At 41.2% G+C, this 24,144-nt stretch carries 19 protein-coding genes; 14 read left to right on the top strand and 5 right to left on the bottom strand.

Annotated features, from left to right (window positions below; translation table 11 throughout):
* Window positions 1-1,446 (top strand): DHA2 family efflux MFS transporter permease subunit, encoded by a 1,446-nt coding sequence (locus tag BMW43_RS10640; RefSeq protein ID WP_143050607.1) that lies wholly within the window; start codon window positions 1-3, stop codon window positions 1,444-1,446.
* 137 nt (window positions 1,447-1,583) lie between these two features.
* On the opposite strand, the gene BMW43_RS10635 is transcribed toward BMW43_RS10640, so the two are convergent.
* On the bottom strand, window positions 1,584-3,056 hold the full coding sequence (locus tag BMW43_RS10635) for an RNB domain-containing ribonuclease (protein WP_091746877.1): 1,473 nt from the start codon (window positions 3,054-3,056) through the stop codon (window positions 1,584-1,586).
* Between the two features lie 447 nt (window positions 3,057-3,503).
* Between BMW43_RS10635 and BMW43_RS10630 the strand changes: the two genes are divergently transcribed.
* Window positions 3,504-4,907 carry a phosphoglucomutase/phosphomannomutase family protein gene (locus tag BMW43_RS10630; RefSeq protein WP_091746874.1) on the top strand — a complete coding sequence of 468 codons (1,404 nt, stop codon included), beginning with the start codon at window positions 3,504-3,506 and terminating at the stop codon, window positions 4,905-4,907.
* A gap of 434 nt (window positions 4,908-5,341) precedes the next feature.
* Here BMW43_RS10630 and BMW43_RS10625 read toward each other — a convergent pair whose 3' ends face one another.
* Window positions 5,342-6,211 carry a methionyl aminopeptidase gene (locus tag BMW43_RS10625; RefSeq protein ID WP_091746871.1) on the bottom strand — a complete coding sequence of 290 codons (870 nt, stop codon included), beginning with the start codon at window positions 6,209-6,211 and terminating at the stop codon, window positions 5,342-5,344.
* 42 nt (window positions 6,212-6,253) lie between these two features.
* Window positions 6,254-6,598, bottom strand: coding sequence for a helix-turn-helix transcriptional regulator (locus BMW43_RS10620; RefSeq protein ID WP_091746869.1), 345 nt, complete (start codon window positions 6,596-6,598; stop codon window positions 6,254-6,256).
* Between the two features lie 574 nt (window positions 6,599-7,172).
* On the opposite strand from BMW43_RS10620, the gene BMW43_RS10615 reads away from it, so the two are divergent.
* From BMW43_RS10615 to BMW43_RS10590, 7 genes are all read left to right on the top strand, one after another.
* Window positions 7,173-7,589, top strand: coding sequence for a nuclear transport factor 2 family protein (locus BMW43_RS10615; RefSeq protein ID WP_091746866.1), 417 nt, complete (start codon window positions 7,173-7,175; stop codon window positions 7,587-7,589).
* A gap of 550 nt (window positions 7,590-8,139) precedes the next feature.
* Window positions 8,140-9,222 (top strand): two-component system sensor histidine kinase NtrB, encoded by a 1,083-nt coding sequence (locus BMW43_RS10610; protein WP_091746863.1) that lies wholly within the window; start codon window positions 8,140-8,142, stop codon window positions 9,220-9,222.
* Between the two features lie 50 nt (window positions 9,223-9,272).
* Window positions 9,273-10,934, top strand: a complete 1,662-nt coding sequence (locus BMW43_RS10605; RefSeq protein WP_091746860.1) for a thiamine pyrophosphate-binding protein — start codon at window positions 9,273-9,275, stop codon at window positions 10,932-10,934.
* A gap of 10 nt (window positions 10,935-10,944) precedes the next feature.
* Window positions 10,945-11,319, top strand: coding sequence for a carboxymuconolactone decarboxylase family protein (locus tag BMW43_RS10600; protein ID WP_091746857.1), 375 nt, complete (start codon window positions 10,945-10,947; stop codon window positions 11,317-11,319).
* Between the two features lie 25 nt (window positions 11,320-11,344).
* Window positions 11,345-11,521, top strand: coding sequence for a hypothetical protein (locus BMW43_RS21145; RefSeq protein ID WP_177173545.1), 177 nt, complete (start codon window positions 11,345-11,347; stop codon window positions 11,519-11,521).
* 309 nt (window positions 11,522-11,830) lie between these two features.
* Entirely contained in the window at window positions 11,831-12,142 is a 312-nt protein-coding gene (locus tag BMW43_RS10595) for an ArsR/SmtB family transcription factor (protein ID WP_091746855.1), read from the top strand.
* Between the two features lie 245 nt (window positions 12,143-12,387).
* On the top strand, window positions 12,388-13,038 hold the full coding sequence (locus tag BMW43_RS10590) for a nitroreductase (protein WP_091746852.1): 651 nt from the start codon (window positions 12,388-12,390) through the stop codon (window positions 13,036-13,038).
* A gap of 299 nt (window positions 13,039-13,337) precedes the next feature.
* Here BMW43_RS10590 and BMW43_RS10585 read toward each other — a convergent pair whose 3' ends face one another.
* Both BMW43_RS10585 and BMW43_RS10580 read right to left on the bottom strand, forming a co-directional pair.
* Window positions 13,338-14,063 (bottom strand): SAM-dependent methyltransferase, encoded by a 726-nt coding sequence (locus BMW43_RS10585; RefSeq protein WP_091746850.1) that lies wholly within the window; start codon window positions 14,061-14,063, stop codon window positions 13,338-13,340.
* Window positions 14,064-14,194: 131 nt separating this feature from the next.
* Entirely contained in the window at window positions 14,195-14,470 is a 276-nt protein-coding gene (locus BMW43_RS10580) for a CD3324 family protein (RefSeq protein ID WP_091746847.1), read from the bottom strand.
* Window positions 14,471-14,987: 517 nt separating this feature from the next.
* On the opposite strand from BMW43_RS10580, the gene BMW43_RS10575 reads away from it, so the two are divergent.
* The 5 genes from BMW43_RS10575 (at window position 14,988) to BMW43_RS10555 (ending at window position 24,142) form a co-directional block, all read left to right on the top strand.
* On the top strand, window positions 14,988-15,257 hold the full coding sequence (locus BMW43_RS10575) for a thioredoxin domain-containing protein (RefSeq protein ID WP_091746844.1): 270 nt from the start codon (window positions 14,988-14,990) through the stop codon (window positions 15,255-15,257).
* A gap of 1,056 nt (window positions 15,258-16,313) precedes the next feature.
* A complete protein-coding gene (locus BMW43_RS10570; protein ID WP_177173549.1) occupies window positions 16,314-18,053 on the top strand; it encodes a DUF4365 domain-containing protein in 1,740 nt (579 codons plus the stop codon).
* A gap of 660 nt (window positions 18,054-18,713) precedes the next feature.
* Complete coding sequence (locus BMW43_RS10565; protein WP_091746838.1) at window positions 18,714-19,889, top strand: hypothetical protein; 1,176 nt, start codon at window positions 18,714-18,716, stop codon at window positions 19,887-19,889.
* Window positions 19,890-19,907: 18 nt separating this feature from the next.
* Window positions 19,908-21,035, top strand: a complete 1,128-nt coding sequence (locus BMW43_RS10560; RefSeq protein ID WP_091746835.1) for a DUF362 domain-containing protein — start codon at window positions 19,908-19,910, stop codon at window positions 21,033-21,035.
* Window positions 21,036-21,574: 539 nt separating this feature from the next.
* On the top strand, window positions 21,575-24,142 hold the full coding sequence (locus tag BMW43_RS10555) for an ABC transporter substrate binding protein (RefSeq protein WP_091746832.1): 2,568 nt from the start codon (window positions 21,575-21,577) through the stop codon (window positions 24,140-24,142).
* Window positions 24,143-24,144: the final 2 nt, after the last annotated feature.

The following is a 24,144-nucleotide window of genomic DNA, read 5'->3' as shown; positions in this document are numbered from 1 at the left end:
ATGGATTTACTACAGCTCGATATGAATAAAACAATTGGCAGGTTGCCTATTATGCTTTCGTTTCTTATCAGTGGTTTTATTGGAATGTTTAGTGAAACAGCATTAAATGTTGCGTTCAATGATCTAATGAATATTTTCAATATCACACCGGCAACAGCTCAATGGCTTACGACAGGCTACTTATTAACACTTGGCATTCTTGTTCCGATATCAGGTCTACTTATTAAATGGTTTACGACAAGGCAGCTTTTCATTACCTCGCTTAGTTTTTCCATTGTCGGGTTTCTTATTGCCGCCATTACGCCAAGTTTTACGCTTTTGTTAATCGCACGTATCTTCCAGGCCGTTGGAACCGGGTTATTATTGCCTTTAATGTTCAATACCGTCCTGCTCATATTTCCGCCAGAAAATAGAGGAACAACGATGGGGATTATCGGTTTGGTTATTATGTCTGCTCCCGCAGTTGGTCCTACTTTAGCGGGAATCCTTACCGAGAAAATTAACTGGCATTGGATATTTTGGTTTTCCCTGCCGTTCTTGATTATTTCTCTTTTAAGCGGAATCAAGTATATGCAAAATGTATCAACTATTACCAAGCCTAAAATAGATTTGTTGTCAATAGGATTGTCTACTATTGGCTTTGGAGGAATTGTATTTGGGTTTAGCAATGCAGGTGAACTTTCTGGGGGGGACGATCCGTCCGTACTCTTGTTCTTAGGCGTAGGTGTTATTGCACTAATTGTGTTTAGCCTTCGCCAGTTGTACTTGAAGCAGCCGGTTCTTAATTTGCGAGCATTTCAATATCCTATGTTTGCACTTGGAGTACTTTTAGTAATGTTTTGTACGATGATTATTCTGGCCTCGGTACTGATTTTACCAATTTATCTGCAAGGAGGTCTTGAAACATCCATGTTCTTTGCAGGACTTGTAATGCTTCCAGGTGGGCTAATTAATGGAATTATGTCTCAGATGACCGGTCGACTGTTTGATATAATTGGTCCAAGGAGGCTGGTTATTCCCGGATTTTTCATTACTATAATTGTGGCATGGATACTTTCTGGAATAACGAAAGTATCAACACCGGGATTAATTATGGCACTGCACACTTTTTTGATGTTGGGAACAGCGATGATCGTAACGCCTGTGCAAACGAATGCATTGAATCAACTTCCTCGTCATTTATATCCTGATGGAACAGCTATTATGACTGCCTTGCAGCAGGTGGCAGGTGCTATTGGGACAGCTCTTGCTATATGCTTCTTGTCTGTAGGCCGGGAAAAATATTTGGAATCTATAGTGAAGTCTGATGATTTGACTACTTCATTAGCTTTAATTGCAGGAGTTCAACATGCTTTTCTTTTTGTGTTAGCTGTTTCAGTTGTTGGTTTAGTATTTTCTTTGTTTGTTAGACGTGTTAAGGGAATCAGAACAGTATCTGATGACTGATAGGTATTTTTGCTAAACGAAGGGGAATAGGATGGGGTGATTTCATTCTCTGTATGGAGTGAAACGCATATCATATTCTGTTTCAATCTCAAGTCTTTTGGAAGGGGCTTAGTGTTTGAGTCTGTTGATTTTTTCAACTATATTTTTTTAAAATCAATATGCCCTTGCTCAATGTCCGTGTGTACCAGCTTTACTCTGACTCTATGTCCGACCGCCTCACCGATAAAGTGGTCAGCAAGCTTTCCTTCGACAGGTGGATGAAGCAGACGAACCCAGGTGCCTTTTTCGGATGAGCCGGTTACAAAGGCATCAAATTTTTCGCCGATTCGGGATTGCAGTAGTATGGCTGCGGCGGATTTGCCAACCTGCCGTTCCACTTTCTGTGCTACATTTTCGGCCTCGGTACAATGTCTGGCCAGCAACTTTAGTTCATCAAGCTGATACGGAACCGGGCTGTTCGCTAAGGCTGCTTTAAGTAAGCGTTGCGTAATTAAGTCCGGATACCTTCGATTGGGAGCTGTGGAATGGGCATAATCCTTGACTGCTAAGCCAAAGTGCCCGACAGATTTTTCACCAGGGACTTCGACAACATATTCACCGGCGCCTAACAATTTAATAATACTGAGGGAAAGATCAGGAAAACGAAGCGGATCAGCTTTTTGTTGTATTGCCAGGAATGCCTCTAACGCCTTTGAATCAGCTTGTTTAGGTAAATCAAAATTATGGTTTAAAGCAATTTCGACAATGCGTTCCCATTTTTTGGGTGTGCGCACGACACGCCGTAGTGACGGGAATTTCTTCGCTTCCAGGTATCGGGCCGTAACACCGTTAGCCGCAATCATAAAATCTTCAATCAGTTCTTTGGCACTATTTCGTTTTTCAACTTCTAAATCCTTGATTTCATCAATATCAAAAACAGGACGGGCTTCGATGGTTTCAAAATCCAGGGCACCGTGCATATGGCGGAGCGCTTTTAACTTTTGCGCCACTTGATGCTGGATACGGATATTCTCTGCTAGTCCGGGTATGGCAGCAATGGCCGGCGGCATGGATGCCACACCGTCTAACCAGGCGGCAACGCTGTTGTAAGCCAGCTTTGCATGGTTTCGGACCATGGCTCTGTAAATATCTGAGCTAAGTATAGTGCCATTCCCGCCGAGAACGATTTCCACAACGATTGCCAGCCTATCTGAATCAACATTAAGCGAGGTAAGATCATAGGAGAGTTTCTCAGGCAGCATGGGAAATATCTGGGCAGCTGTATAAATAGAAGTGGTATTATGCTGGGCATGCTCATCGATGGCTGAGGACTTCTTTACTAAAGCATCCACATCAGCGATTGCCACGAGAATTTTTACTGCTTTCCCGGGCTGCATGCTGGCAACGGTAAGCTGATCCAGGTCGTTGGAATCATCATTATCTATGGAACACCATAATAGATCTCTAAGATCGTGTATTGATGCTTCAAGTTTAGGAGTGTTTTCATCAAGTTTGTTTAGTTCATCAATAACCTGAGCAGAAAAGTCCGGGAAAAGACCTCTTTCGATCATCACCTGATGGGCAATTCGCTGTAAACGGGAACGATGGTGTTTGTCATTATTGCTACTCACTTTGTCCTCCTTATAACGCTGTTTATTCTCATTGATTGATTGCCGGATCAAACTAGTACCTTGTCGGTCTTAAAACAGTAGGAGAATGGCGAGACTATTTTTCGCAACGCGAGGCGAAGGAAGGAATCATACCGTTAGTATGCTGACTGACGATAACGAAGCGGTGCGGAAAATAGACCGTCAGTATTCACTGGATTAAGGCTGACAAGGTACTAATCTTGTAGCTGTTAATAGTCTGTCTGTTTACTGGATTAGTATTTCTGGTTCTGAAAAGGTTTTTCCTGCTGACGGCACGTCAATAACGATTATAATCAACTGCAGAATATTTACCTTCTCGACATGGACAGAACATTTCGTTACGTGTATCATAAAATTTGGGAAGACTTATATAGTTGAGATTTTTTTTACGACATAAAATCAATTTGACGAATAGGAAGAAGGTATAACATGATTACATTTGGTACAGACGGTTGGCGGGGAATCATCAGCGAGGATTTCACTTTTCATAATGTCCGCCTTGTTGCTCAGGCCATAGCTGATTATATAATAGACCGCAATGAACAGCGGCAGGGCATAGTGGTTGGCTATGATGCCCGTTTTCTTTCGCGGCAGTATGCGGAAAACTGCGCGGCGGTTCTGGCTGCCAACGGTGTCACGGTATGGTTGGCTGATGCGATACTTCCCACTCCGGCGCTTACCTGGCAGGTAAAAGACCGTCAGGCTGCTGGCGGCATTATGATTACCGCCAGCCACAACCCGCCTGAATACAACGGACTTAAATTTAAGGCGCCGTACGGCGGGTCGGCTTCGCCGGAAATCGTGGCTGCCATAGAGAAATACGTACATAAGCTGGAAGCGGCCAACAGTGAGCAGCCCCCAATAGCCGATTTCTCTGGTGTTCAGTATTTTTCTCCCCAAGCGGAATATCTTGCCCATGTTAAAGCCGTGTTGGATCTACAGACAATATATTCCTTTAAGGAGCCGATAGTATTTGACTGCATGCATGGCGCTGGCAGCGGCTATGCTGTGGCACTGGCCCGTGAGCTGGGCATCAATCTCAAAGAAGTGCGTTCAGAATACAACCCTTCTTTTGGGGGCGTCAATCCGGAACCCATTGAAAAGAATTTGCGGTTCCTTCAGGAAACGGTAACTCGTAACCATGCTTATAGCGGCCTGGCTGTGGATGGTGACAGTGACAGGATCGGCGCGGTAGACGAAAATGGGCGGTTCATCAATGCACACCAGATTATAGCTTTGTTGGCCAAGTACCTTATCGAGAAGCGTGGTTGGAGCGGCGGTTTGGTGGAATCGCTCAGCGCATCAGGATTGATTAAAAGTGTGGCTGAAAAATACGGGCGCAAGCTCTATGAGACTCCTGTCGGCTTCAAATTCATTACGGAAGTAATGCTTAAAGAGGATGTTCTTATTGGCGGAGAAGAGGGCGGCGGTCTCGGGATCAAGAATTATATTCCTGAACGCGATGGACTGCTGCTTGCTTTCTTGCTCATAGAAATGATGGCTGCCTATGGCAAACCGTTAGGGAAGCTGCTTGACGAGCTCTCCCTTGAACATGGTTGGTTCTATTATGGCCGGAGGGATTTGCATTTAGCCGACAGACAGAAAAAAGCTCTGATGGAGAGCTTAGCGCTAACGCCGCCTGCGTCGATTGGTACCAGCAAAGTACTGTCGGTGCAATGTACCGATGGCTGTAAGCTGGAACTTGAAACCGGCTGGTTGATTTTCCGGGCATCGGGGACCGAGCCCATTATCCGTATCTATGCAGAATTATCGACCAATGCTGAACTGGAAAATGTACTCGCCGGTGCTATAGAATTCGCTCAGTCCATGTAATGTTTTAGCAGCATTCGGTCATAAACCGTGACAAACGGCTTAATTTTGCCTGTCTCCACGTCTCAAGTAGGCGGTCTGGAGAAGTTTATCAGTCTTGAAACATTATAATTGCAAATTATAGAACGCATAATTGCGAGGTAATGATTATTAGTGAGTGCCATACTGTTACCTATAATAGCGAAAACCTGTTTCTTATAAAATGACAACTCAAGAAAATTATAAGCAATGGAGAAATAAAAAAAGTTTTGTTACACGCCTTTATATTTTCGCCTTAAAAATAATAAAGGAGAACATGAAAGGTGGTTAACAAAATCAATAGATCTGCTTATCTAATAATTGTAAATAAAAAAATTACACACCCACAGGAGTAAATGATCTACTGTTTATAAGTTTAGTACCCTGGGACTGCCGTGTTGGAGTATTTTTCGTACAAACTAATAGGCCAATATTTCCACTCCCGTTTTTGTAACCAATACAGTTTTTTCCCATTGGGCAGAGGGCTGTCCATCATCGGTAGTTACAGTCCATCCATCCCTTCGGTTGGTATGTACATTTGCCGACCCCATATTAATCATGGGTTCAATGGTAAATATGAGACCTGGAACCAAAAGCATTCCAGTGCCTGCAGACGCAACATGACTTACCCATGGCTCTTCATGAATGCTTAATCCAACACCATGGCCTCCAATATCCCGGACAACCGAATAGCCATAGGCGTGAGCATGATCCTTAATCACTTGACCAATATCCCCGAGAAATCCCCAGGGTCTGACTTGTTCAATTCCAAGGTCCAGGCATTCTTTTGCTATTTCCACTAATCTCTTTCGTTCATTGGATACCTTACCAACACAGAACATACGGGATGAGTCAGAATAATACCGATTATAAATGGTGGTCACATCAATGTTTACAATATCGCCATTTTTTAATCGAATTTGTTCCGAAGGAATTCCGTGACATACCACCTCATTAATGGAAATGCATACGCTCTTTGGATAACCCTCATAGCCTAAAGTGGCAGGGATGCCTCCTAGCTCTATGGTTTTTTGATAGATCCTTTGATCTAGCTCTTCCGTGGTTATTCCATCCACCACAAATTCGCTGATATAATCCAGCAATTCGATGTTGCGAAGGCCGCTCTCCCGAACCCCGTGGATGTCTTCAATTGTCTTTAACTGTGTACGGTTCGGAACCTCATATCCCTTCATACGATACAGCTTAATTTTTTCGTCAATTTCCATGTGGCAATTTTTATACTTCTGTCCACTGCCGCACCAACAAATATTGTTTCTTCCAAACTTCATTTATTTACTCCCCTTATATGTAATAAAGGCGGAAGCGCTTTATCAGTCAGTCATGTTAAGAGAATTACGAAAGTCCTTGCGATATTGCCTTGGCGGACAATGGAATTCCTGCGCAAATGCCCTAGTTAAGGCTTCAGAGGAACCATAACCATAACGAAAGGCTATTTCCGTAACAGAATCCTCTGTGATTTTCAAATCTTGTGCAGCAGCCATTAGCCTACACTTGGAAAGAAATTGTTTGTATGTAGTACCGATATGCTCTCGGAATTTGACCGAGCAATAATATGGGGAATATCCGACATGGGATGCCATGGCCGCTAGGGTCGGTTGCTCGGTAATGTTATTTTCGACCCATTTAGCCATTACTTCAATTGTTTGTGCTGACATGTGCCTCACCCCTTTATTAGTATAGTCACTTGCTTTGTAAATTACCTGATATAACTTGCATACTTCAAAATAAAGTAATTTGCACTACTTGTCAACGAAGTAACTTTCAATCGGATGGAAACTTGGATTTCGTAAATATAAAACTAGGGAATCAAAGCAAAGCCTCCTTAGACTTTGGTATGATGGAGATTTATCACTTCTTACTGTATAACTTTTTCGTTTTGGATGCAGCAGCCTAACAAAACAATTAAGGACAACCTTGGTCAATAGTCTGGCAAAGGTTGTCTTTTCATTACTTCTCCAGAGGTTGTTATTGATGTGCAACAGTACTCAACGAGATGCAAATATTCAAGAAAAGATAAATTCATTTGGTCATATACGGTAATGATAAGTTTAGCGTGTATTTTAATTTACTTGCTCCCTATCTGCGGCCATTTTTCTTCGTGAGTTTTCTGTAGTAGCTCATTTTGCCAAGCGTATATAAGGGATAGTAGCCATGAAAATAGATATTAATATGACATACAGCTGTCCTATTATATAGGTATAATTAGAGAAAAATGAAAGGAGAACAAACATGGAAAGACCGTCCGTTGGATTTAAAAACGCCGAACCATTTTTTAATATCATTATGGAAGGACTTAGAGGTGAAGTTGACGGGGAACATTTTTGGGATGCTGTTGCGGATGATGCAGTATTTGATTTTTTATACAACATTCCTGGATTTCCAAACAGAATGGAAGGCCGCTCGGAATATATGAGTTGGTTTAGTAATTATAGTATTAAACTGAATAATGCCGATAATCTTAAAGTCTATAAAGTGCAGGGAGAAAATATTATCGTTATGGAATATCAGGTTCACGGAATCGAACCACACACGGGTAGACCTTATGATAATAGATTTTGCTCAATAATTACTATTAAAAATCGAAAAATTATTTATTGGCGAGACTATATGGATTCACTTGCTGTTACGCTGACGAGCAGTAATTAGTAGGTCTTTGTGACTATAACGTAATAAAAAAGAACAGAAGCGCGACGGCTAGAGAAGCAATGCTTGCCCATTTAGGTGGTATAGAAAAGTATATGCAGTGAAATACATTCTAGATGCTTGAATACTGGTTCTATAAGCGCATTTCAAGGGGTGTCGGCCCTATAAGAAGACCATATAGCAAAGAGGAAAATTCTGCATTTTTTGATAAAAAGTTGCAGGATTTTTTGTTTTAAGAGCGGAATTTGTAAAATAGGTAAATAAAGGAATTGATAGTACATCGATGATGAGGAATGTAAGGGATTAGAAAATATGTGGTGCAATCATTAGAGAAAAATATGAGAAATGGCGAGCAAAAAATAATAGCTAAAGCTATTGAAAAATCGGCATAAATCCATAATTCTAAGGCTGCCAGTAATCCGGTAAAGTACCAAAATAGCAGAGGATGCATGAATGGTGAATAGCATATGAGCTAAGTGGTGTTAAAACCGTAGTGAGTTTTAGTTTATGCTTTTAAAGGTAAAAATGATTTTTAAAAGTGAGGAATGTTGTCATGGTACCGGAATTTTCAAGTAGACATATGGATGAGTTAATAAGGTTGCGACAGATATACAACTTATGTCCCGTTGCTATTCTTGAATTAGACACAGAAGGTATTCTCGTAGGCGCAAATAAAACATTTAGGGATATATTTTATCCCGAATATACCATAGAACAATTACGTGGTAAGGGGCCGGACTTTTTGAAAGAAACAACTGGCATAGATTGGGTTGGATCGCCTTCCTATTTAGCTTCTCAAGGCACGGAAATTTCTAATTTGCCTTATGAGTTCCGAGGCCGTACATTGCTTTTAAATGCAGTGCCTTTATGGGATGGCACGGGGGAAATTATTGGTTCGCTTACTATAAATCAAGATATAACAAAATATGAACAGGAACGAATGGAACATGAAAAGGCACTGGCAATGTTAGACCGTATTAACCTGATTAGTGAATTGGTCATGGGAGTGGCCCATGAAATTAGAAATCCTCTGACAGTCATTAAAGGCTATCTGCAAATTATGGAAAAGAGAAGTACATCTGTTATGGGGGATCAGCTTAAGGTGGTTTTATCCGAACTGGAAAGAGTGGAGCAGCTTATTTCTAACTTTTTGTCTTTGTCTAATAATAAGGCGACAAAGCAGGCACCTACGCAGATTAACAGCATTATTAAACATATTGTCCCGATGATATTGTCAGAAGCAAATATGCATTGTATTGAGATTGAAACTAGGCTGGATGAAAACTTGCCTTTAATTCTCTTAGACGAAAAGGAGATTACACAGTTAATTTTGAACTTGCTGAAAAACGGTATAGAGGCTATAGAACAGCAAGGTGTCATTATTGTAGAAACTAGCCGTAATGAAGATTCTGTTTGTTTAGTCGTCAGCGATTCTGGCTGTGGAATTAATAAAGAGTATCTGGATAAAATCTTTGACCCGTTCTTTACAACCAAGGATAATGGCACAGGATTAGGACTTTCTGTCTGTATGGGAATAGTCAGACGCCATGAGGGAACTCTTGAAGTGCTATCCCAAAAGAATCAAGAGACTAAATTTATTATTACTATTCCGATTAAGGGAAAATGTAGCGCATAATTTTTAACTCCTAGAGATTTTTTGATGTATTGCTTAGGGAGGAAAATGATTTGAAAAAAGTTGTAACCTTACTAGTGGAGAACTTGTTGAAACTTGGCGTGACACATGCTTTTGGCATTCCAGGAAGACCGGTGGCAGCAATTAACGCAGAAATTGGAAAGCAAGGATTGAGATATGTACTGTGCCGTCATGAATCTGGAGCGGGATTTGCTGCTGCAGGATATGCTCTAATGAACGATAGTCTAGGGGTTGTTGTTGGTACAGGTGGACCGGGTGGGACAAACCTGCTGACTGCAGCCGGGCAGGCAAAAGCTTACAATCTGCCAGTGCTTTTTATTACCGGCCATCCCTCTATGCAGGAGACAGGAAAATCTCTTGGCCATGATGCCAGTTTCCTGGGGACGGATCTGGTTAAAATGTTTGAACCTGTGACATTATTCAGTGCACAGGTCGGGCGTGCCGAAACTTTTCCCCTTTACTTAAAGCATGCTCTAGAAAAAGCTTGCTCAGGAATGGTTAAAGGTCCGGTGCACTTAAATATTCCGGCAGACGTATTGTTGGAAGAAATCAAAGCTTTTGATGTGGACATCTTGCCGTCTCCTATACTTACATCCAATGCCATTGAACAAATCATTCCTCTGCTGAATGAGGCCAGGTCACCGGTATTATTCTTGGGTAAAGGGGTTCATTTATCCCAGGCATATGAGGAAGTGCAACGTGTTGCTTCCTACTGGAATATCCCGGTTATGACAACTCCGGGAGGCAAAGGATGTTTTAGGACGGATGATGCACTTTCACTAGGTGGTTCGGGCCTGGGGGGCTCCCCTCAGGCTGATCTTTGGGTGAAGCGAGGCATAGATCTGATGATTGTTATTGGAAGTAGATTGTCTGATCTGGCTATGTCCGGGATTACCCCTGATTTTTATCCTAAGAAAGTAATTCAGTTTGATTGTGATCCCACCTTTATCGGAAAAGCCATTCCTGTACCTACCATAGCTGTGATTGGTGATGCAAAGCATAACCTCTGTCAGTTGTTAAAATATGCACAGGGCAAGCAGTCACCAGTGCCGGTCGGCAGGGATGTTTTGCAAGAAGCACAAAAAGAAATTGCTGCAACCGTGAACTTCGTTAAGCAGGAACCCAACCATGAGCCGTCGATACTTTCTGCTGCTGCAACAATGCGGGTACTGCGGCGAAATGTACCTAGGGATACTATTTTTTTCGGTGACAATGGCAGTCATACTTTCTATGCAATTCAACATCTTGATATTTATGAGCCGGGAACTTTCTATTTCGATGAATACTTTGCTACCATGGGACATGCCATTGGCTACAGCATAGGGGCTAAGCTTGCCAGGCCTGAACGGCCTATTGTCTGTATCACTGGCGATGGCTGCATGATGATGCATGGCACTGAAGTTTCCACTGCTGTTTGCAACAATATTCCGGTGATTTTTGTTGTTCTCAATAATGGACGACTGGCAATGGTGGATGTGGGAATGAAAAAAATGTTTAATTTTACGGTAGGGTCAGTATTTGAAACTCCCATGAATGCAACCGCTTTTGCGCAGTCTTTAGGGGCGGCCGCTTTTCGCTGCTCTGACGAAAATGATGTCGCACGTGCCTTGCAATTTGCAATAAATCACCAGGGACCTACTGTTGTGGAAGTTCTGGTTGATCCGGAAGAAATTCCCCCGATATTGAAAAGGTGAGTGATGGAAAATGACAAATTACCAACAGGGTATAGAAGTATTGATGAAATTGGCCGGAGACAAGGGGAAACAAGCGGTAGCGGATTTACACGCTTTTTCGCCTGATTTGGCGCGCCTTATTATTGAATTTGGGTTTGGTGAAATTTATTCAAGACCGGTGTTTGATTTGAAACAACGTGAACTAATCACCTTGTCTTCCCTGATAACCCAAGGAGCTGGGGAGGTCACTCTGGGCTTCCACTTTAATTCCGCTTTGAATATTGGAATAACCATGGAAGAATTAATTGAGATAATTTTTCATTGTGCAGGGTATGCAGGTGTTCCGTGTGCAGTGAGTGCTATGCACATTTTAAAGAAGGTGGCAGAGCAGCGGGAGTGTATATAATAAGTCGATTTGTAAAAGGTGCTATATGCAAAATGTAGCAGCAGTAAAAGCCGATTCCTACGACCAACAAGTCGTAGAGCAGGCTATGCAGAACTTGCGTGCTCATTTAGTAAGACAGCACCACCGCCCCCGTGTCCGTTCGATAGCAATAATCGTAGAAATGATGCGGAACGGAATTGGGGATTACCGGACTAAACCTTAGTCAAATAATTGACTAAGGTTTAGTCTGAGTGTTCAATAACCTAGCGTGGCATTATAGATAGCGCAAAGCCAGATAAATTGGCTTTTAAAGATATGATAATAGACACGTTATGGAATAATTTAATGGCATGTACTAGAACAAGAAAATACCTATGAAGTCAGTAAAATCAGGGGGGGACTTTTGATATAACAATGGTGCCATGTTCGTGAAAGTATCATTTTGTCTACTATTCTTTAGTGGAAAACTGATAACCCTTTATAAAACGCAAATGCACATTGACATATCTAGAAAAATAGATATAATGAAAATATGGAAGCTTTACTAATATTTAAAGTTTTGTCAAATGAAACTCGTCGCCAAATTTTAGAATGGTTGAAAAACCCGGATGAAAATTTTGGTCCGCAAACCTGTCTGCCTGCTGATGCCGATTTTAAGGGAGGAATTTGCGTAGGAAGCATTCAAGCCAAAGCCGGACTGACGCAATCTGTTATTTCGAGCTATTTATTGATGATGCAAAAGGCTGGGCTTTTGGAATCTAGGCGGTATGGGCAGTGGACTTATTATCGTCGGAATGAAAAGTGCATTCAAGAGTTCTCAGCCTACGTCAGAAATGAATTATAAGAAAGTCCTCAAATTTACAAGTTCGTTACTTTTTTGCAAATATATATCTATATTTTTAGATATTTGTATTTAGGGATATAGCTTGTATTATGGCCAATAATCAATTAAGTAGAGGAGACTTGATAATGGCATTTCTAGATTATTGGCTTACAAGAACCAGTAGGGTCTGCGCTGGTCTCATTACAAAAAATTTAAACTGACCACTGATTTGTTATATGTGAACATTAATTTGGAGGTATGTTAAGATGAACGTCAGTGAAATTTTACAAACCCGTCGTTCCTGCAGGGCATTCAAGCCGGATTCGGTTGACCAGGATACGCTGTTTGCTGTACTGAACGATGCGCTGTGCACTCCGTCCTGGGGAAATACACAGCCCTGGGAGATATTTGTTGCCGGCGGTGAAGTGCTCAAGGAGATCAATCAGGCTTATTTGGCGAATACTAAAAACCATATTCCTATGAGCCCTGATATCCCCCATCCGAAAAGCTATCCGGCAGCCGCCAAAGAGCACATTAAAGAGTTTATGGCTGGCGTTTCTTTGGTCGCGGAAGATGCTGTTAAGCTGTTCGGCGAGCTGAATCAAAAGTTTTTTTATGCGCCGGCGGTTATTTACCTTTGCATGGATAAAAGTCTGGCCACATGGTCGATGTTCGATCTTGGAGCGCTTTCCCAGAGTATCATGCTGGCGGCAGCCGAGAGCGGCCTTGCGACAATACCTGCGGTGACACTAGTTCATTACCCGGAGATTTTACGCAACAAACTTGGCATTCCAGACAATTTTTCTATCGTTATTGGAATAGCAATCGGTTATGAGGATAAGCAGCATCCAATCAACAAATTCAAAAGCGCCAGAAGGCCAGTTGCAGACGTAGCAACAATCAAGGGGATTGAGTAGGAACGGAATATAGCAATTTGAAAATGACGGTGCAATGCTTATGTATATGCCTTTCTCTGGGATATGTAATTTTTGGCAAACATAAACGGAAAAAGGGAGTTAAAAGACTCTTACCACAGGATCAATGGGTGAACACAAGACACAGGGATGGTGGATGTGTCTTGAGGAAAGGATTTATAGAAAACTATAGTAAGGCAGCACCACCGTCCCCGTGTCCATAGAATTGCTGGATTTGGCTGGACCTTATGAAGTTTTTTCAGTTGGGTGAATTTATTTAATTGGGAAATCATACCTCTGGCTCAAATGACTTTAGCAATCAATTGAACAAGGTTAAAATATTTTCCGTTCTCAGCCTCCATCATTTTTATGTCCTCAGCGACAATAGGATGATAACCGGTCTGCCATTCTTTCCACGCCTGTCTGCAAGAGTCCATTTCGCGGCTGTCCACCATTTCAATGCCCTCGGCCCTTTTCCACAAATCTTTCCACCAATCAACAGAGTGCAGGGTTCTTTTCATCTCGCTATTCCAAAACGGCTGCATATCAGTGGGAACATTTTCCCCGAATTCGTATTTTAAGCCGGGAATCGCCACGGCGATATAGCCTCCCTTTTTTACAAAAGGAATGAGCGAAGGAAGCATTTCCGCCGTATCACCGAAATAATGGTAAGCGTCCACAGTAAATAACAGGTCAAAATATCCGCTTGCGAAGGGCAATCCTTTGGTCGCGTCTACTGAAATCGGAACGGCTTTATCATCAATCCCGATAGATTTGAAACGCTCATAGTTCTCAGTCGGTGAAATCCACAAGTCGGCGGCGAAAACTTTTGCTCCGTATTTTTGTGTCAGCAAGAGCGTAGAAAGACCACATCCACAACCGAGGTCAAGTATACGCATATTCTCATTGACGTTTAGGTATGATGCTAATTCTTCTGCTACTCGCATGGCATTAGGCCCCATCATGGCAGCTTTTAGAAACTCCATGTTATTCTGACTGGAAATAAATTGATTTGTAAATGTGTACATAATACTCTTCCTCCGTTGATGTTTTGTCTTGTTGCTATAAATAAAGTATAGTAGTTATATTATTACAATGCACCCTACATGATAACTCAGAAATAAAAAAGCGAAACGGCAATTACCGTGTCGCTTTCACTTTAGCATTGACTTTTCCTATTAGCCAATATTTTGTAGATTGTTTTGGGTGATAAGTAATTACAGCTTGCAATATCCTCAACTGAAATACCGTCTCGATACTGGGAAAAAATGATCTCGTTGCGTTCCTGAATATATTGCCTGCTGTTTTTTACTTCCCCCCATCGTTTTTTATTCGCTGCCTTTCGTGGAATATAAATATATTCACCATCAATATACTGTTGTATTGCTTCTAACAAATCGGCGGGAAATACACTAACAGCGTTCTTGTAGCCCATAATGCTCCTCCTAAAATTCTAGTTTTAGGATTGAGCAAAAGCTATCTCACAGCAGGTTTGTTATGCGACAGCCTTTGCTACGCATAACACCGACTCCAAATGACTATATTTAAACATAAACCTGCATCTCCTTTAACATAAATTTTATGTTTGATCAGCAGTTTACCACAAAAACTCTGTAAAGAAAAGTGTGCGGGTACTCCGGCTTTCCGCCATACTTTGTATAAATATGGAAGGAGTTTTGCGTTTTGTATGCAAATTACAATAACTAGAGAATTGGGAAGGGATGCAATGGTAGTGTGGATAGCATTAGATGGTAATGCTAAAGATACGTGTAAGAAAATTATAAAGAGATTTTTCTAGGTGAAGCGATACTAAGCTAGTGCAATCAAAGGGACAGAGTCCGAATTTTGGAAGCACTGCAAACCATCCCTGTGATTTTCTACAAGGATTTGGCAAGAGGTATTTACAGTTAGAACAAGGTAATAATGCAATTAGAAGAAAGGGTGGTAGACTTATGAAAAGTGTTACTGTACTTATAACAGATTGGTGCCCACATTGTAAAAGAGCAATTGATTGGATTGATGAAGTAAAGCAAGAGAATCCGAAATATAAAGATATTAAAGTGGAAATCATTGATGAAGAGAAGTATCCTGCAATTGCAAAGCAATACGATTATTATTACGTTCCTACTTATTATGTAGAAAAGCGTAAAATTTTTGAAGGTGGCACTACTAAAGATATTGTACGTAAAGTATTTGAAGAAGCCATAAAAACTGATATTTAGCTTTATTGGATCTTCATCATCATGGCATTCGGGATGATAAACTATTGAAAAAGATTCATAGGAATTACGAATGAATAGAATGTCGAAAGACGCGGGGACGGTGGATATGTCTTGAGGAAAGGATTTATTGAAAAAGATATAGCAAGACAGCACCACCGTCCTTATGTCCTGTTTAATGGCGCTGGGTTAACGGAGATTACTGACTGGTTGACCGACCATCTACCTAGGCAACGGAAAAATACAATGGGATACGGCATGATAAGCGAAGCTGCGTATTAAATGATGATTTCTTTGATGGATTGTATCAGCGGGTAGTATGGATTGCTGAAAATTTGTAATGGCAGTTACAAGAACATGATAAAGAGTTACTGCGGTATCAACAGACAGTAGCTGTTAAGGAAAAGGAACTGAAAAAGCACCGGCAAGCTATAGAACGACTGTATGAGATGCGGGAAGAAGATAGTATTGATAAAATGACGTTTCTCGAACAAGAAGCTTACAGGAAAGCAGATTCAGGCTTTGAGACGGGAGATTGAGGACTTACAACTGATTATCCAGGAGCAGTTTGCCTTCGTTGGACAAGCTCAAGCAAAAGATTAGGGTATTTAAAGAAAATTGGCGGCATTTGGAGAGCGTACAGGAGAGTAATCGGCTGTTGAAGCGGGTTGTAGGGGAGATAACGTATAACCGGGAAGCGAATAATGTGTATCTGGGAATTCAGTATAGCTGAATTTCAATAATAGATTAAATGTGTGGTTAACATCAAAAGGGTACTTGATTAACTAAAATTCCTGCTATGTTTTGTATAAATATGGCAGGAGTTTTATATTTTATAAGCAAATTAACTATAAAGCGTACAAGTGCTACACGCTGAATTGAATGCTGATCAATATTCGCGAAGTATTGGGACAAAAAGCTGACGAAAAGGAATTCCCCAACTGTCTATTCGATTCGACTATGTGTTGACAATCCACATGTACTATAAATCCATTGAAGTAAATTGTTGTTGGTGAAATATTAAGAATGCCGCAAAATAATAAAAAACAGGTGAGTAAGGTGAGTAAAGATGTTAAAGCATTAGATAGTTATTTTTCTGGCAATATTGGTGAATTATCTGCTAACTTGATATATCAAAAAAACAATATTGTCTGCACTCCTTTAGGAACTTCTGATTTTGGTGAGGATCTATTATGTGATATTTTCTCTCTGTCTAAGGATAATAAAGCAAACATACGGACACAGTTTTCATTCAGAACTCAAGTAAAGACAACAAAAGATATAAAAAGTGAGGGATATATCCGTCAAACAACCAAAGGACTTTCAATATCTTTATCGACTGGACTCCTAAAGATATGGCAACAGAGCTATTATCCTGTAGTTTTAGTTATATGGGAATGTTCGAGTGACACCGGATATTGGTGTTTCCCAACAGAGCAAATTGAAACCTCTAGTTTAGAAAAGGACACTTTAAGCATATCGATAGAATTAAATAACTTCTTTGATGCCAAAGGAGTACAAAGAATTAGAGAACAAGTGGAATCCTATTATAGTAATATATATAAAATTGATAAGGCTAAATATAAATGTATTATTTATCCTATTTGGATGCCTAAATATCGACTCTTCACGTCAATGGAAACTTTTGATTTAGTTCCAGATAATAATGATAAAGTAAAAGTAATATGTAACTTATCTGATATGCTCCCGGCTTTTTTATCATCATATAATAATTGTAACCATGGAGGGTTACTTTCTGGAATTGAATATTCCGATAAATCTAAGTCTCTTAACCGTTTCCTGGAAGATATTAATAGTTTTATTAAAAAAATAAGGCGAAATTTGTTTGATAATGAGTGGATAAGCTTTGTCATTAGCCCTGTAGAAATAATCTCAGAAATAGACGATAGAATAATTTCGAATCTAACAGATTGGTCATGCTTTTCGATAATTGGAAATAATATTGTTTCAGATTTTGCATATACCTATGATATAGGCACAGATTATATCTATAGTGAAAAAATGCGTGCGGCATCTGATGATCAAGAATTTTTTGTCCATAGTAGCGGTGATTTTGCGATAGAAACTTTTTCTACCGGCTTTTCATTTTTTACGCGAAAATCAGATTTTCAATTAATGACCACTTTATACAGTAAATCTTTTTGTATAATAGATATTTCCAAATGTAGTTCAATAGAAGTAGAGGAGATTGCGGCTTGGTGTAATGAAAATAATTACCGCTTTATAGAGCTTGCTGATGATGAAGATAAACTTGCAATTTCACACATGTTTTTTGAACCAGGTAGTTTTGGAATGTTCTTACCGGGAACCCCTACATGGAAAGAATGGGATGTCCTTAATTTCGATTCTGAAGAGTTTTTAAGTAAGCTACCATATGGCACTTCGGTAGACTTAATAGAAAAGCAAAGAATCTTTAACAAGTATTTTCAGCATAATGAACAAATTTCTGATCTATGTTTATTGCGCCATTCTCAAGCATTGCATTCAGAAGCACTGTGTCATAATGACAGACTTATTCGATTTGTTACATATATCGAACTTATAAATATAGCTGAATATAATGAAAGATTTATAGTAGCTAGACAAAGTCTAAAAGAGGTATGCAAACATTTTAAGCTGTATTATGATTCATATGAAGATATTGTAGATGTAATTTTAGAAGTACAACCTTTATTAACCGAATCCACACAGGAGACAGTAACTAAAGTGGGAAATATTTATCATAATCTTATAATGACCAACGAAAAAACATGGCATATTATGTTAAATATCGATTAGACCGATGGTTGCCTGAAAGCTTAGTATGCAAAAATTAACATAACAAAAGGGGAAAGAGACGTCGTATCTGTTTACGTGTCGCTGCCAAGGGAATATTAACTTCAAACGGCATTATTTTTTGTAGCATCAAAGCAGGTAGAGTATGTATAATCTAGATGTGAATAATGTTTACTTGGGCATTCAATATAAATAATTTTAAAAATATTAGAAACTCCTGCCGCAATATGTATATTTTAGCAGGAGTTTTATCTTTTTATAGCTGTTAATAACATTCTAACATTTTAATTGAATTGTTGGCAAAAAGTGAGGAAAAATATAAGGATTTATTATTTTACATGTATTATCTAATTCAGTGTTGAAAGAAGACGTAATTCAATTAGAAAGCCGAGTGAAGGAAAAACTAGGATCTAAGGCGTTCGGCCTGAATGAAATCCTTGGCAACGAATTGGACAGATGTTCTATTTGCTATATGTGGATAAGATACCGTATAATCGAGAGCAAATTAGATTTGATGAACCTGAAGAAACGCTGGAATAGCATTTAATTATAGGCGGGACAAGCAACCTGTCCCTGTGTCCCTTCAGAGCAGTTTTAAGGACTGCTTTATTTTGTTTTGTATTTCCTGTCAGTATTCGGTATGATTTAAAAGAGGTGATAAACTTGGATACTGTTTCAATCTTTATGGCATTTTATTCGTGGGTTAAAGATCCTGTTTTTGTGTTTGATATAGGAAAAACAATTGTTGAAGGCGCAACTTACGATATTTTTAAAAAATTAGGAGCGTCATTTGTTTCTCGAATTCGCCCTTTCTTTAGTAGTGAGGATGAGGCACAGAAATATTTTGAACAAATTTGTGTATCAACCTCTATAAATGCCAAAAATCCTAATCAAGATATAATAAATTTATTTGATAAATTCACCGCTAATAAATTAGATGAAAGAGTAAAGCAACAATTTGGTAGAGAATTAAGGCAATGGTTTTCTGATCATAGCGATGAAATAACTAAAATTCTAAAAGAAACAAAGCCAATTAATGAGATTGATTTGATAGTTTATAATTTTATTGATGTTTATAGACTTCATGGAATACCAAAAAGTAATATTATAAATATGATACCTTCTGAGTTTGGATTGAAAATAAAAGATTTTCGAGATAATGAATCGATAATGAATATTATTACTCCTGAATTACTTGAATGGACAAGCTCTTTTTTTAATATACATATAGCTTGGCTATATGGTACTTCTGAAAAGCTTTACCGATGTAAAAGTTATCTTGGCCTTCAAGAATTATTTAATCTAGTATTAGAAATAAAATACATAAAAGAAAAGAATGTAAAAGCTCATTTTCTTAAAGCAGCAGAACTCGACTATAATTCAGATATATATCAACGGATGGCTTTATTTCTGCGGTACCAAATTGCTACAGTTAACGATAAACCGATTTATAAGTACATTCCCATTGGACGTGAGTGGAATTGGGGATGGGAAAATTCAAGGTATGAAATTAAGCATATTATTTATTTTTTTGAGAAAATAGGAGTTGATAATATAGGGCATAATGTAAATTCTAATATTATTTCCAATTTGATTTTTGGTGCCATTTTCCCAGAGGGAATTGCAGATAACAAGGAAAATAGAACTTGGAATCCAGAAGACTATGTTGACTTACCAAGCGAAAGTAGATATGCAAAAGAGATTCAGGAAACTCAAAAGTGCAGAGCAGATTTTTATCAAAGAGGATATAAGAAGAATATCAGTCTTGAGATAGATAGAATAATATCTGATGAAGGCTATAGAAAATATAAAGAATCTCTTCTTTTTAATTTTAAATAGGGCTAGGGAGGTGCTTTTATGACTAAAGTAGCAGCCGTCAAAGCTGATTCCTACGATCCCCAAATAGTCGGACAAGCCATTACAGATCTGCTCGCCCATTTAGGCGGCATGTCGCAGTTTATACAGCCTGGTGATAGAGTATTAGTGAAGCCAAACATGCTAGAAGCGGTGGAAAAAGGTCTTTGTGTAACTACTCATCCGGAGGTTGTCAGGGCGGTTATTCGGAGTGTAAAAGAGGCAGGGGCTATACCGGTAGTTGGGGATTCACCCGGAGTGGGTAATCTTCGGAAAGTGGCGGAGAAGTGCGGAATTTGGCAGGTCTGTCAGGAAGAGGGAGTGCTATTGATTCCCTTTGAGGAAACTGCCGAAGTGACTTTGCCCGAGGGTATTTTGCTCAAAAAGCTGAAAGTGGCTAGTGTCATTACAGAAGTAGATAAGGTCATTTCACTGGCTAAAATGAAGACCCATTCTTTCATGGGAGTCACTGGGGCCGTTAAAAATTTGTTTGGTCTTTTTGTAGGCACCGATAAGGCGCAATTTCATTTGCGCATGAAACACAGAGCTGATTTTGCCCGGATGCTGGTTGACTTGTACAGGGCCATTAAGCCGGTATTGTCTATTGTTGATGGCATTACCGGCATGGAGGGCGCCGGTCCGCGTAATGGGCAGGCTATTCGGAGCGGGGTGCTGCTGGCTGGCAGTTGCGGGTTTTCTGTCGATTTGATTATGGCCGACATCATGGGGTTTGACGCTGAGCAGATGCCGGTTTCCCAGGCTGCCTTAGCGGCCGGCTTGTCGCCGGCTTTGGCGGCGATTGACCGGGTTGGCAGTGGCAAGGGTGTACGCCTTCACTTTAAGGAACCACGCAACTTTGACAGTCTGGAGCGAAAGCTGCCGGGCTGGCTTGTTGACTTTAGTCAAAATCAGTTTACGGCCAAACCGCTTATTGACCGAGCCTGTATTGGCTGTGGGCGTTGTGCTGAGCACTGTCCGCCCGGGGCCATTCGGATTACCCAGGGGAAAGCCGTCATCGATTACCGGGCCTGTATTCGCTGCTATTGCTGTCAGGAATTGTGTCCGGCTGATGCGGTGAGTTTGAGCGATGGCCGTTTATTGCGTCTTGTCAAATGGCTGCGGAAAAGATAAAGGAGTGATAATGCCGCTAGGGGGCTATCACTCCTTTTTCATTTAAGCATAAACTTATCCCTGTTGATCTGGCAGGGAGTTTCTGTTTTTGGGGGTAGCAGTTAACTTCTGCAGAAACATGTATCTGTGGGCAGGCGTTTAATTGTTTGTGCAGAAATATTTAACTAAATCTGGAAGGATTCTCGTTTCCTCATGAGAATAGAGGAAAGGGAATATGGAGGATATATGAAGCCAACTGTTTTAGTCGATAACAATACTATAATTGATAAATATTTTCGGCGGTAGCCTATTTTATAGAATGTGAAGGCAAGCAATATTTATTTGACACAGGATATCCAGAGCTGATTTTAAAGACGCGAACAAATGAGAATAGATCTTTTGAAATGGAAGGGCGGAAAAAGTGTCTGTATTACTGTTTGAAAAGTAAAGAATAAGCCGGCAAGTACCTTCTGCGGTTGTAATTTATGGCAGGATTTTGACGAAGTTTGAGGTATTTATTTAGTACAAATATAAAGCACAGCAAAGGTGGCTCTCACTTTATGAAGTCGGCTAAAGCGAGGAAGAGTATTGCGTGTTTGATTATTTTTATCATAGGCAGTATGCTGTTTGCCGGCAGTCTGTCCTGGGCGAAGGGGCGCCAGGAAACCCGAAATATTCTTGTTTTAAATTCCTATCATAAAGGTTATCGCTGGACAGATGATATCATAGAGGGAATCTCCTCCGTATTGGGGCCGGAGGGGCAGCAGCTTCACTTGACGGTGGAGGACATGGACACCAAACGGGTGGCCGCCGACCAGGAATACTTTAACAAGCTGTATGAAGTATATCGTTATAAGTTTAAGGACCGGAATTTTGATCTGGTGATCTGCTCGGATGATGCGGCTTTTCGTTTCCTGGAGCAGTTTCACCAGCAGCTCTTTCCCGATACGCCGGTTGTTTTTTGCGGCGTTAATTATTTTGAGGACGGGATGCTTAAGGATCAACCGCTGTTTACCGGTGTGGTAGAAATGTACGATATCCGCGGGACGATCCAGGCGGCGCTGCGCCTCCATCCGGCTACCAAGAATATATATGTCATTAATGACAAGACCATAACCGGGCAGGGAGTCCGGCGTACTTTGCTGGAGGTGACCAAGGAGTTTCCGGACGTGAATTTTATTTCCCTGGAGGACTTGCCCATGGCGGAAATCCAGGACAAGGTGCGGCAGCTTCCGTCCGACAGTCTGGTTTTGTTTCTGGTCTTTTTCCAGGACACAGCCGGCGATCATTTTAATTATGACGAAAGTATCTCGCTAATTGCCGCCGGCAGCCGGGTACCGATCTATGGCGTATGGGATTTTTACCTGGGCCATGGAATTGTTGGCGGTGTGCTGACCAGCGGTTATTCCCAGGGGGCTATGGCCGCCCAACTGGCGCTGCGGGTTCTGGCCGGGGAGCAGCCGTCCCATATCCCACCCGTAAAGGACAATGTGAATCGCGCGATGTTTGACGAACGGCAAATGAAACGGTACGGGATTGACCGGGCCCAATTGCCGGAGGGCAGCACGATTATCAATGAGTCGTATACGGCTAAGAAGCAGGTGCTGGTCCTGCAGTCCTACCATTCGGATATGCCCTGGGTACATAGTGTGGATACCGGCGTCCGGGCCGTGCTGGGAGCTGAGCCGGATGTGGAATGCTATTTCGACTATATGGATACCAAACGCAATCCCAACCCGGAATACCTTCAGCAATTGTATGATCTGTATAAGTATAAATACGGGAATAAGAAGTTCGACGCCATTATTACGGTCGATGACAATGCCTACAACTTTGTCCTGACCCATCACCAGGAGATTTTCCCGGGCACGCCCATGGCGTTTTGCGGGGTCAATGATTTTAACGAGCAGGTCTTTAACGCAAATCACAACTGGGTGAGCGGTGTAGTGGAAAATGTGAATATTCCCGGTACGCTGGATGTGGCGCTGCGGCTGCATCCCCGTGTCCGCAATATTGTGGTGATCAACGATCATTCGGGGGTGGGACAAACCAACCTGCGCATGCTGCAGGACAGTATGCCGCCCTATCAGGAGCGGGGCATTCACTTTGACTTGCTGGACGATATGACGATGGCCGAGGTGCGGGACTATGTAGCCCGGCTGGGTGACGACAGCCTGATTCTACTGCTCACTTTTAATCAGGATAAGGCCAATCATGTATTTTCCTATGAAGAAAGCATGGATCTTATTGCGGAAAAGGCGAAGGTCCCTATTTACGGTCTGTGGGACTTTTATCTGGGCCATGGCCTGGTGGGCGGCTTTTTGACCGACGGCTACTCGCAGGGAGAATTGGCCGCTACGCTGGCACTGCGTATGCTGAGGGGCGAAGCGCCCGGACAAATACCGGTCGTGCGGCAAAGCCCCAACAATTATATGTTTGATTACCGTCAATTAGTCAGGTTCGGCGTGGATCCTCAAAAATTACCGCCAGGCAGCATGATTTTGAACCAGCCTGCATCTTTTTACGGACAATATCGTACGCTGGTGTGGGGTGTAGGCCTGTTTATTTTTCTCCTGGTGATTGCTATTTGTTTCCTTTATGTTAATATAATAGGGCGGAAAAAAGTGGAGCAAGAGCTGAAAGTACATGCCACAACCGATACTATGACCGGCGTGATCAACCGCCGTACGGGCCTGCTATTCCTGGAAGAGCAGCTGGTAAGGGCCGATGAGGCCGGCAAGCCTTGTACGATTTGCTTTATCGATATTAATGATTTAAAAAGAGTGAATGATCAATGGGGACATCATCAGGGCGACAGGCTGATCGAAACGGTCTGCCAACTGATCAAGGAAGCTTTGCGGCCGGCGGATATCCTGGCCCGCCTGGGGGGCGACGAATTTCTGATTATTTTTCCGTCCTGTACCATTCCTCTGGCCGCGCTGATCTGGGAGAGCATTGCCACGCAGACGGTGGAGTATAATAAAACGGAGTCTTACTTTCAGGTGAGCCTCAGTCATGGCTTTGCCCAGTACAATCCTGGGTCGGCCGTGTCCTCGAATGAGCTGATTAAAGAAGCCGATTTCTGTATGTATCAGGACAAGATGAAACAAAAGGGAATTATTAAGTAGGG

The organism is Propionispora vibrioides (assembly GCF_900110485.1).
Classification (GTDB): domain Bacteria; phylum Bacillota; class Negativicutes; order Propionisporales; family Propionisporaceae; genus Propionispora; species Propionispora vibrioides.
This window is presented reverse-complemented; position numbering and strand designations above follow the sequence as displayed.